The organism is Salinicola sp. (assembly GCF_982684285.1).
The window spans coordinates 1-10,689 of sequence record NZ_CEXLVS010000145.1 but is presented as its reverse complement, the minus strand read 5'-3'; the positions used below and the strand labels follow the sequence as shown (position 1 = coordinate 10,689).

9 protein-coding genes and 1 riboswitch are annotated in these 10,689 nt (G+C 64.4%); of the genes, 4 read left to right on the top strand and 5 right to left on the bottom strand.

Annotated features, from left to right (window positions below; genetic code table 11):
- Positions 1-262 (bottom strand): RpiB/LacA/LacB family sugar-phosphate isomerase (locus AC3AYF_RS13175; protein ID WP_487779834.1); only part of this gene is annotated, 262 nt, incomplete at its 3' end.
- 353 nt (positions 263-615) lie between these two features.
- Between AC3AYF_RS13175 and AC3AYF_RS13170 the strand changes: the two genes are divergently transcribed.
- From AC3AYF_RS13170 to tkt, 3 genes are all read left to right on the top strand, one after another.
- Positions 616-2,337: a dihydroxyacetone kinase family protein gene (locus AC3AYF_RS13170; RefSeq protein ID WP_295039943.1), complete on the top strand. Its 1,722-nt coding sequence runs from the start codon at positions 616-618 to the stop codon at positions 2,335-2,337.
- Positions 2,338-2,379: 42 nt separating this feature from the next.
- Positions 2,380-3,183: a triose-phosphate isomerase family protein gene (locus AC3AYF_RS13165; RefSeq protein ID WP_295039941.1), complete on the top strand. Its 804-nt coding sequence runs from the start codon at positions 2,380-2,382 to the stop codon at positions 3,181-3,183.
- A 125-nt stretch (positions 3,184-3,308) separates the two neighbouring features.
- Positions 3,309-5,303: a transketolase gene (tkt, locus tag AC3AYF_RS13160; protein ID WP_487779833.1), complete on the top strand. Its 1,995-nt coding sequence runs from the start codon at positions 3,309-3,311 to the stop codon at positions 5,301-5,303.
- Between the two features lie 102 nt (positions 5,304-5,405).
- Here the strand turns inward: tkt and AC3AYF_RS13155 are convergent, their stop codons facing one another.
- Positions 5,406-6,392 (bottom strand): sugar-binding transcriptional regulator, encoded by a 987-nt coding sequence (locus AC3AYF_RS13155; RefSeq protein WP_149437475.1) that lies wholly within the window; start codon positions 6,390-6,392, stop codon positions 5,406-5,408.
- 193 nt (positions 6,393-6,585) lie between these two features.
- A riboswitch (FMN riboswitch) is annotated at positions 6,586-6,751 on the top strand.
- Positions 6,752-6,903: 152 nt separating this feature from the next.
- Here AC3AYF_RS13155 and AC3AYF_RS13150 point away from each other — a divergent pair.
- Complete coding sequence (locus AC3AYF_RS13150) at positions 6,904-7,401, top strand: 6,7-dimethyl-8-ribityllumazine synthase (protein ID WP_295039937.1); 498 nt, start codon at positions 6,904-6,906, stop codon at positions 7,399-7,401.
- 84 nt (positions 7,402-7,485) lie between these two features.
- Here the strand turns inward: AC3AYF_RS13150 and AC3AYF_RS13145 are convergent, their stop codons facing one another.
- The 3 genes from AC3AYF_RS13145 to AC3AYF_RS13135 all read right to left on the bottom strand — a co-directional run bounded on the left by AC3AYF_RS13145 (position 7,486) and on the right by AC3AYF_RS13135 (position 10,598).
- Positions 7,486-8,988 carry a tripartite tricarboxylate transporter permease gene (locus AC3AYF_RS13145; protein ID WP_487779832.1) on the bottom strand — a complete coding sequence of 501 codons (1,503 nt, stop codon included), beginning with the start codon at positions 8,986-8,988 and terminating at the stop codon, positions 7,486-7,488.
- A gap of 19 nt (positions 8,989-9,007) precedes the next feature.
- Positions 9,008-9,451, bottom strand: a complete 444-nt coding sequence (locus tag AC3AYF_RS13140) for a tripartite tricarboxylate transporter TctB family protein (RefSeq protein WP_295039935.1) — start codon at positions 9,449-9,451, stop codon at positions 9,008-9,010.
- A gap of 94 nt (positions 9,452-9,545) precedes the next feature.
- Positions 9,546-10,598, bottom strand: a complete 1,053-nt coding sequence (locus tag AC3AYF_RS13135) for a type 2 periplasmic-binding domain-containing protein (RefSeq protein ID WP_295039932.1) — start codon at positions 10,596-10,598, stop codon at positions 9,546-9,548.
- Positions 10,599-10,689: the final 91 nt, after the last annotated feature.

The window sequence follows — 10,689 nt, the reverse complement described above, 5'->3', positions numbered from 1 at the left end:
CGGCGCGAATGCCAGCCACCTTGTTGGCGGAGATCGCCACGCCAATGCCGGTGCCGCACATCAGAATGCCGCGATCGTAGCGCCCCGCCGCGATCGCCTCGGCGACCTCGATCGCGATGTCCGGGTAGAGCACCGGCTTGGCCTCGTGGGTGCCGAAGTCCTCGACTTCATGCCCCAGCGCCCTGACATGCTCGATCATCGCCTGCTTCATTTCGTACGCCGCCTCGTCACACCCCAGCGCCACTCGCCACTGCTTTGCCATCACTCACCTCCATGCTGTCAATGACGTCGAACCTCGACGGCATCATCATAGCCACACACCGATCATATGAACAAGAATATCGCATATGAGCATAAAGTCGTGTGTTCAAAGGCGCCAAAACCCCAAAAATCGGCGCAGAATCAGCCTGAAGCGACAGAAAAACCGTCGAAACTCGGGCATGAAACGGGGCTTCATCACCACCAAAGTCGCATATCGCCGCCCCCTTTGGCCGCTATGATGGTCCCAGGCGCAGCAAGAAAACCAAATGCGCAAACCTGGATCATATTTTCATCAGGCCCCGGAGCGTCGATGTCCAAGGCCTGACATTCACTCAATCGCCGGGAGCGTCGGCCATGACACGTCTTTACAACGATCCTGTGAATTTCGTCGACGAAGCGACCGAGGGGTTCGTCGCTGCGCATGCGCAACGGGTCTGCCAGGTACCCGGCGGGGTCATCCGCAGCACTCGCAGCGAGCCGGGCACCGTCGCCGTCGTCATCGGCGGTGGATCGGGCCACTATCCGGCCTTCGCGGGGCTGGTCGGCCAGGGGCTGGCCCATGGCGCGGTCATGGGCAACCTGTTCGCCTCGCCGTCGGCGCAGCAGGTCTACAACGTCTGCAAGGCCGCCAACAATGGCGCCGGGGTACTGCTCAGCTTCGGCAATTACGCCGGCGACGTGCTGCATTTCGGCCAGGCGCGTGAGCGTCTGATCCGCGAGGGCATCCCCTGCGAGATCGTCGCGGTCATCGACGATGTCTCCAGCGCCGGACCGGAGGAGCTTCACAAGCGGCGCGGCATCGCCGGCGACCTGACCGTGTTCAAGATCGCGGCGGCCGCCGCCGAGGCGGGCTATTCGCTGGAGGAGGTCGTGCGTGTCTCCCGCGCGGCCAACCTGCGCACGCGCTCGATGGGCGTGGCATTCGACGGCTGCACGCTGCCGGGCTCGAAGGACGCGCTGTTCCACGTACCCGCCGGCAAGATGGCGGTGGGCCTGGGCATCCACGGCGAGCCGGGAATCAGCGAGCAGGACGTGCCCAGTGCCGACGCCCTGGCCGAGCTGCTGGTCTCCCACCTGATGGAGGAGATCCCCGATGGCGTCGGCAGTGTCAAAGGCGCCAAGGCCTCGGTGCTGCTCAACGGCCTGGGCTCGATCAAGTACGAAGAGCTGTTCGTGGTCTATCGCCGGGTCAATCAGCTGCTGACGGAAGCCGGGCTGGAGATCGTCGAACCGGAGGTGGGAGAACTGGTCACCAGTCTCGACATGGCGGGCGCCTCGTTGACGCTGTTCTGGCTCGACGACGAGCTGGAGCGGCTCTGGAAGGCGCCGGCGGATGCGCCCGCCTATCGCAAGGGCAGTCTCAAGGCAGCCCCGCCGATCGACGCCTCAGCGCTGGACATCCCGGATGCCGACGCCATTCCGCCAGCCAGCGAAGCATCGATCGCTGCCGCGCGCTGCCTCTATCAGGCGCTGAGCGCGACGCGCAGGATCATCGACCAGAAGGTGGAAGAGCTGGGGCGGCTCGACGCCATTGCCGGGGATGGCGATCACGGCATCGGCATGCAGCGCGGCGTGGTCGCCGCGGAACTGGCCGCCGAGGACGCGGTGAGCCGCAGTGCCGGGGCCGGCACGCTGCTGCGCATGGCCGCCGAGGCCTGGTCGGATCGCGCCGGCGGTACCTCCGGCGCCATCTGGGGCGTGATGCTGAACGCGCTCAGCGTGATGCTTGGCGACGATGACGACCCGACCCCCGCTGACTATGCTGAAGGCATCGTCAAGGCCAAGAACGACGTGATGGCGTTCGGCAAGGCCAAGCTGGGCGACAAGACCCTGGTGGATGCGCTGGCACCGTTCAGCGAGACCCTCGAACAGGCCGTCGCCGCGGGAGACGATCTCGCCACGGCATGGCGCAAGGCCGTCGAGGCCTGCGAAGCGGCGGCGACCGCCACCTGCGAACTCAGACCGAAGATGGGGCGCGCCCGCCCGCTGGCCGAAAAGAGCCTCGGTACGCCGGACCCCGGTGCGGTCTCCCTTTCCCTGATCGTCGCCGCCATCCAACCCGTCATCGACCGGTGATCCCGCCCTCGATGACATGACGCTCCACAGCGCGAGGACGCCATGGCTCACGCTCCGATTACCCTGGGCATCAGCTTCAAGATGTATTTCGGCTATGCCCAGACCCTGGACTGGTGCCGCCAGATCGCCAACCGTCTCGCCCATCACCCGGCCGTCATCGACGGCCGGGTGTCGCTGTTCGTGCTGCCCAGCTTTCCCGCTATCGCCCCGGTACTCGACTGCTTCGCCAACACCCCAGTCGGGGTGGGTGGCCAGAACCTGTATCAGGCGCCACCCGGCGCTTATACTGGCGAGGTGAGCGGGGCCATGCTGGCCGAGATGGGCTGTCGTTATGTCGAGATCGGCCACGCCGAACGGCGGCGTCTGTTCGCGGAAGATGACGGCATCGTCGCCACCAAGACACGAATCGCCCTGGCACAAGGGCTGATACCGGTGCTCTGCATCGGCGAATCCGACCGCGGCGAACCGCGCGATGCCATTGCCGACTGCCGGCATCAGATCGATTCGGCGCTGGCACTGGCGACGCCGGAACAGCGCTCGCAGCCGCTGGTGATCGCCTATGAACCGCACTGGGCGATCGGTGCCTCGGAACCGGCGTCGCTGGCACACATTGCGGCGGTCTGCCAGGGATTGCGGGATCACCTCTCCACGCACCCGTCCGCCAGCGTGATCTACGGCGGCAGCGCCGGCCCCGACCTGTTGACCCGCCTGGCGGGAAAGGTCGATGGTCTGTTCCTGGGGCGCTTTGCCCACGATCCGGCCGCGTTCGAGGCGATCGTGAACGAAGCCTCTCTGCTCGCGTCAAACGGATCAGCCGCGCGGAACGAATCCTCCGCATCGGATTGATCATCCGCGCTACACTGACCAGCCACGTTAGACTTGATTGCCGTGCCGAACTCATCGTGTCAAAACGAGTGTCAGATCGCGTCTCGCGACATCATCCATTTACGATCTAGGGGATCCGAAAGCCAATGCCATCTCGTCGTCAGCTAGCCAACGCCATCCGCGCGCTTTCCATGGACGCCGTGCAGAAGGCCAACTCCGGCCACCCCGGCATGCCGATGGGCATGGCCGATATCGCGGAAGTGCTGTGGAACGACCATCTCAAGCACAACCCCGCCAATCCGGACTGGGAAGATCGCGACCGTTTCATTCTCTCCAACGGTCACGGCTCGATGCTGCATTACTCGCTGCTCCACCTGACCGGTTACGACCTGCCGATGAAGGAGCTCGAGAACTTCCGCCAGCTGGGCTCCAAGACCCCCGGTCACCCGGAGCACGGCTACACCCGGGGCATCGAAACCACCACCGGCCCGCTGGGTCAGGGCCTGGCCAACGGTGTCGGCATGGCCATCGCCGAGCGCACGCTGGCCGCGCAGTTCAACCGCGAAGGCCATGAGATCGTCGATCACCGCGTCTGGGTCTTTGCCGGCGACGGCTGCCTGATGGAAGGGATCAGCCACGAAGCCTGCTCGCTGGCCGGTACCCTGGGGCTGGGCAACCTGGTGGTGTTCTACGACGACAACGGCATCTCCATCGACGGTGAAGTCGAGGGCTGGTTCACCGACGATACCGGCAAGCGCTTCGAGGCCTACCACTGGCATGTGATCCGCGATGTCGATGGCCACGATGCCGAGCAGATCAACGCCGCCATCGAGGAAGCCAAGGGCGTCACCGACAAGCCGACCCTGATCATCTGCAAGACCGTGATCGGCTTCGGCTCGCCCAACAAGGCGGGCAAGGAGGAGAGCCACGGTGCCGCGCTGGGCGAAGACGAAGTCGCCGCCGCCCGCAAGGAGCTGGGCTGGGAATACCCGGCGTTCGAGATTCCCGACGAATACTACGCCGCCTGGGACGCCCGAGAGCAGGGCCAGAAGCGCGAGGCCGAGTACGATGCCAAGCTGGCGGCGTACGAGCAAGCCTACCCGGAACTGGCCAAGGAGCTGAAGCGCCGCTACAACGGCGAGCTGCCGGCCAGCTTCGACGGCGATGCCCTGATCCAGGCGGCGCAGGATAAGTCCGAGACCACCGCATCGCGCAAGGCATCGCTGGGCGTACTCAACGAACTGGGACCGGACCTGCCCGAGCTGTTCGGTGGCAGCGCCGACCTGGCACCGTCCAACCTGACGCTGTGGAAAGGCGCCAAGGCGATCAGCAAGGAAGATTTCGACGGCGGTTACCTGCACTACGGCGTGCGCGAGTTCGGCATGGGCGCGATCGCCAACGGCATCGCCACCCACGGCGGCTTCATTCCCTATGACGCCACCTTCCTGGTGTTCCTCGAGTACATGCACAACGCCGTGCGCATGTCCGCGCTGTCGCACACCCGCATCATCCACGTCTTCACCCACGACTCCATCGGTCTCGGCGAGGATGGCCCGACCCACCAGCCCATCGAGCAGCTGGCCGACCTGCGCAACCTGCCCGGCCTGGCGACCTGGCGCCCGTGTGACGCCACCGAAACGGCAGCGGCCTGGGTCGAGGGCCTGAAGCGTGAGAAAGGCCCGACGGCGCTGATCTTCTCGCGCCAGGACCTGCCGGCGCAGTCGCGTGACGCCGCGCAGTTGAAAAATATCCGCCGGGGCGGCTACGTGCTCAAGGAGGCCGAAGGCGGCACGCCCGAGCTGATCCTGATCGCCACCGGTTCCGAGGTGGGCCTGACGATGGATGCCGCCAAGGAGCTCGAAGGCAAGGGCAAGAAGGTTCGCGTGGTCTCCATGCCCTGCACCAGCGCCTTCGACGAGCAGGACGACAGCTATCGCGAGTCGGTACTGCCCAAGTCCGTGCGCGCTCGCCTGGCGGTGGAAGCCGCCATCCCGTCGACCTGGTACAAGTACGTGGGCCTGGACGGCGACGTGATCGGCATGACCACCTACGGCGAGTCCGCCAAGGCCGGCGAGCTGTTCAAGCACTTCGGTTTCACGGTCGACAAGGTCGTCGCCCGCGCCGAGAAGCTGCTGGGCTGATCGTCGACGCCTGAAAGCTCGCAACGAAGCGCCCGGCCTGTTGGCCGGGCGTTTTTCGTTGGTGGATTCGTGACGAGGCGGTTCGGGCGCCGAGGGAAGCGCCTAGCCGGATTTGTCGTCGACCCGGGTCGCCTCGTCCAGCCGCAGGATGGTGTGGGCGTTGGTGACGCTGGTGGCGAGGGTGTCGATCACCCCGGTGCGCAACGCTCCGAGTATGCCGGCCGCCTTGGTATTCTCGGCGGCGATGGCGATCACGTCGGGGATTCGGGCCAGATCGGTGATGGTCAGGCCGATGACGCGGCCCTGCATCGGCGTCATCGACGGGCGGCCATAGATGTCGATGAAATCGTAGCCCATCATGTCGCCCACGGTGCCGGAGAGCCGCGCCTCGGCAGTCTCCTGCGGCGTGAACCAGCCCATCCGCACCATGTTGCTGTTCTCGCTGAGATCGCCGATGCCGATCAGCGCCAGATCGGCGCGCCGGGCGCGGTCCAGCGTCTGGCGAATGGTCGGATTCTCGTACATGGCGTCGCGCAGCTCGAGGTTCTGCACCAGCGCCGGCGCATAGAGTGTCTCGCTGTCGCCGCCGAACTTGATCGCCAGCCGGCGACAGATGTGATCCGGGTTCATGTACTCCCCCGCCCGCACCGAACCGCCGATGGCGCAGACGAAAGAGCACTGGCGCTGCCCCTGCTCGAACACGTTGTCCGCCACCGCACCGACGTTGCGCCCCATGCCGACGGCGACGATCGCCCCCTCGCTCAGCTGTCGCGAGAGATGATCGGCCACCAGGCTGGCCACGTTGGCGCGCTGAACGTCGGAATCGGCGTGATCGAGCGCGATCAACGCGCGCTTGATCCCGAAGCGCCGCTTCAACGCCTGTTCGATCTCCGCGCTGACGGCAGGATGCTGGCGCACGCGAACGTCGACGATCCCCTCCGCCTGGGCGCGCTTGAGCAACCGCCCCGCCTTGACCCGCGAGATACCCAACCGATTGGCGATGACCTCCTGGGTTTCTCCCTCGGTGTAGTAGAGGGTGGCGATTTCCGTCATCAGAGCGATATCGGCGTTCTCGTTGCGCTCGTTCATGCACGCTTCCATGTTTTGAGAAGATCGAGTGTGAAGAAGATCGGCCTTGAACGGCCCGAGGCCGACGCCCCCGTTCAGCCGGCCTGTTCGACCGGCCTGTTCGACCGGCTCACGATACCACAGGGTCCCCCGCGTTCGACTTTCTCGTGCGCCGGAATCGGCGTAGACTATCGGCGGATTGCGGTTCGCCGCGATCGGTTCTCAGGGCGGGGTGCAAGTCCCCACCGGCGGTAATGATGCGGCGTGAAACGAGCGCCAGCCTCTCAGCCCGCGAGCGCTCGAAGGCGTCGCCTTCGAGGTCAGCAGATTCGGTGAGATTCCGAAGCCGACGGTGATAGTCCGGATGAAAGAGAACGGTTCCCCTTGCAACGACGATTCGGTCAGCCACGCGTGGCTATCGGTGACTTTCGCCATTCACGCCCACGCCAACCGCCTCCCGTGATTCCCAAGCGGATCCGAAGCCCTGATTCTGGTTAACGTGACTTCGGTCACCGATGAATAGGAAACGACCATGAATCAGCCCTATCCGCCGCAGCTCTCGCCGCAGACGCTGTCGCAACGCATCGCCTTCATTCGTGCCGACTGGCACGGCGATATCGTCGGCAACTGCCACGCCGCCTTCCTCGAAGCGGTCGCCGAACGCGGCTTTGCCGTCGAGCAGATCGATACCTTCACCGTTCCCGGCGTGTTCGAGATTCCGCTGCAGGCCAAGCTGCTGGCCAAGAGCGGCCGCTACGCCGCGATCGTCGCCTCCGGCTTCGTCGTCGACGGCGGCATCTATCGTCACGACTTCGTCTCCACGGCGGTGATCGACGCACTGATGTCACTGCAGGTCGAGCAGGAGGTGCCGGTGCTCTCCGCGGTGCTGACGCCGCACCACTTCCATGAGCACGAGGCGCATCTGTCGTTCTTCCAGCAGCACTTCCTGACCAAGGGGCGCGAGGCCGCCGAGGCGTGCCTGGCCACGCTGGAGAACGTCAATCAGGCGCGCAAGCTGAGCGTCGACTGACCGGCTGCCGGCATCATGCCGACGAGCCCACGCCATCCCCGATGGCGTGGGCTTTTTCGTTGCGTCCTGCCAGGCGGCGGTCGATCAGCTCTCGACGGAGGCCTGGCGTCGATTCCTCACCCGCAGGTAGATCGCGAACGCCAGCGACACGGCGATCAACACCCACAGGAACATGGCGATCGGGCTCTTGGTGAAGAAGATCGAGTAGTTGCCGTACGACTCCAGGCTCTTGACGAAGTAGACCTCCGCCGACTTGCCGAGAATGAAGCCGATGATCAACGGCACCGTTTCCAGCCCGATCTTGTGGGCGACCCAGCCGAACACCCCGAAGATCAGCAGCGTCCAGACATCGAACATGATGCCGTAATTGATGGCGTAGGCGCCGACGACGCACATCATGATGATCAGTGGATAGAGAATGTACTTCGGCACCTCGATCACCCTGGCGATATGGCGAATCGCGAAGTACATGATGCCGAACATCAGCACGTTGGCCGCCAGCAGCGCAATGATCATTAGGTACCAGGTATCGAGGTTGTTGCCGATGAACAGCGGACCGACCTGGATGCCCTGCAGCGTGAACGCGCCGATCAGGATCGCGGTGGTGGAGTCGCCGGGAATGCCCAGCGACAGCAGCGGCACCAGCGCGCCACCGGTCAACGCATTGTTGGAGGACTCCGACGAGACGATCCCCTGCGGCGCGCCCTTGCCCATCTGGGAGGAGTCTCGCGAGAAATTCTTCTCCTGGCTGTAGGCCAGGACCGAAGCGGCGCTGCCGCCGACGCCCGGCAGGATCCCGACGAAGGTGCCGATGCTCGAGGAGCGTATCAGGTTGAGCAACTGGCCCTTGAACACGCTGAACCGGAACCTGGCCCCGCCCTTGAGCGAAATCGGCCCCTGGCCGGTCTCGGCCTTGAACCCCTTCTCGGCGGCCAGCAGCACGGTGGTCAGGCCGAAGATGCCGATCAGTACCGGCAGCAGCGAGAAGCCGTCGATCAGGTAGTACTGCATGAAGTCGAACATCAGGCGCGGCTCGCCATTGCCGCCCTCGGTGATCGAGTAGGTGCCGATCAGACTCAGCCACACCCCCAGTACGCCGCTGAAGACGCCCATCAGCATGTTGGAGCAGAGCGAGGCGATCACCGTCAGCGCCAGCAGGATGATCAGGAACTTCTCGACGTAGGAGAACTTGATCGCGAAGTCCGCCAGCACCGGGGCGAAGAAGAACAGTACCGCGGCGCTGAACAGGCCACCGAAGACCGAGGCGACGATTCCGATCTTGAGCGCGCGCTCGCCCTCGCCCCGCTTGGCCATCGGATAGCCGTCGAAGGTGGTGGTGATCGACGACGGTGTGCCGGGGATGTTGATCAGCACGGCGGGCACCATCCCGCCGGAGATACCGCCGACATAGAGCCCCAGCAACAGCGCGATGCCGTTCTCGAGCCCGAAGGCGTAGGTCAACGGCAGGCAGACCGCCACCGCCATGGTGGCGGTCATGCCCGGGATCGCACCGAAGATGATGCCGATGGAGGTTCCCGCGGCGATCAGCGCGAAGAACATCGGCGTGAGGTGAGACAGAATATCCATGCAAGATGTCTCCGGCAGATCAGGGCAGGGTGATGCGGAACAGTTGCGCCAGCACGTACCAGGCCAGCGCCGGCGCGATCAGCGCATTCAGCACCAGGATGACGAACTGGCGCCGCGTCGGCCGACCCACGTAAAGAAGCGAGAGCAGAAACACGAACAGCACCGACATGATCAGAAAGCTGTAGCCGGTATTGGGAAACACATCGCTCAGCACGCCCATCAGATAGAAGTAGGCCGTGGTCAGCGCCAGCGTGCCGAAGAAACGCCGGTGGTCGAACTCGCCTTCACGCCCGACCAGAACGCGACCCGCGCGCTTGAGGCCCGGCGCCAGCAGCCGATAACGGGTGATCAGGATGCTCGCCAGCAGCGCGCCCAGAATCCAGGTGACGATTCGGGGAAAGAAGAGATGCGATTGGTCGAAATCGATGGTCACATCGAGCAGCGACAGCCATTGGCTTTCCATGGAAAGCGGCTCCTGCGCCGGGTCATCGCCGGCAGTGTCGGTGGTGGGAACGAAGCCGTGCCGGCCGACGTCAGCCGGCCGGCATGCGACGGAATCAACCGTTCAGGTCGCTGATGATGGTCTTGTACTGGTCGTTTTTCTCCTTCAGGTAGCTGGCCGCTTCCTGGGAGGGCTTGAAGTCCGGCACGAAGAACGAGCGCTTCTGCTGCTGCTGGATCTCGCCCTCGTCGTAGATCTCTGCCAGCGCGTCGTCGATACACTCGATCGCGGCAGGATCCATGTCCTTGTTGTAGAGGAAGAAAAATTCCTTGTCGAAAGTGAAGTCCTGGTCGGCGGCCATCGGCACGCTGACGTTCGGCGTCACGTACTGCAGCAGCTGCTCGCGCGTGGTGTCGCCCATGCCAGCTTCGTCGGTTTCGGCGATGGTCTTCTCGCGGGCGGTGATCCAGACGAAGCGCATCGCCTTCTGGTCATCCGCCGGCAGTTGGGTGTACTGCTCGTTGGCCTGGACCGAACCGTTGATCACGTCCACCGCCCCATCGAACAGCAACTGGTTCTTGTCCGCCTGGGAGCCGGTGTTGACGGCGACGATGTTGCCCTCCTTGCCGGGATACTTCATGCGCACGGCATTCTTGAGCGCCGAGAACCCGATCTCCGAGACGCTGCCCGGCTGGATCGCGACCTTGATCTGCTTGCCGTCGCCCGCGGCCTCGATGATGTCGCTCATCGACTGATAGGGGGAGTCCTTGGGCACGAGATACGCGTTACCCGGATTGATGGCGACGGTCGGCCCGACGATGAACTTGCTGAAGATATCGGGATACCCGTTCACCCCGTAGAGGTTGCCCAGGTAGGCGCCGTCATGAAAGATCATCACGGTGTTGCCGTGGCGGCTGCGCTCCAGCGCCTGGAAACCCGGCATCACGCCTACGGCATCGACCTTGGCATTGATGTCGAGCTTGTCCGCCAGTCGATCCACCACGATGCTCGAGTTCTGGTAGGTGTCGCCGCCGGTCGAGGTCGAGCCGATCACCACGCGCAGGTTGCCCGGTAGCGGGCAGTCGTCGGCGGCCTGCGCAGAGGCCGATATCCCGATGGCGGCACTGGCCACTACCGCCAGACAGGTCTTGTTCCAAATCGCTTTCATGACGCGTCTCCCTCATACCGTTGCCCCACCCGAGCAGCGCGACTCGCTACGCCATACGCCGGCGGGGACAAAATGATAGCGTTATCATCCA